This is a genomic window from Pedobacter sp. L105 (assembly GCF_009765875.1).
Taxonomy (GTDB): domain Bacteria; phylum Bacteroidota; class Bacteroidia; order Sphingobacteriales; family Sphingobacteriaceae; genus Pedobacter.
On sequence record NZ_LMUP01000008.1, the window covers coordinates 107,891 to 108,102 of the forward strand.

1 protein-coding gene is annotated in these 212 nt (G+C 39.6%); it reads right to left on the reverse strand.

All coding sequences use genetic code 11. From position 1 onward, the window contains the following. A partial coding sequence (locus GSQ84_RS27905; protein WP_216848939.1) for an IS3 family transposase occupies positions 1 to 212 on the reverse strand: 212 nt, incomplete at both ends.

Genomic DNA, 212 nt, shown 5'->3' on the forward strand with positions numbered 1-212 from the left:
GCTTCTCAGTTTCGCTTTTCTCATCATTCTGGCTACTCTTGGCCTGGAGATTTTAATATCTTTTTTACGGAGTTCCAGAGTAATTCTAGGGCTGCCATATATTCTTTTACTGTTTTCAAAAGCCTCCAGTACCTCGGTTTCAAGAATTTGATTTTCAATACTCCTTTTCGAAGGACTACTGATGGTCCATTTGTAAAACCCGCCTCTGCTTA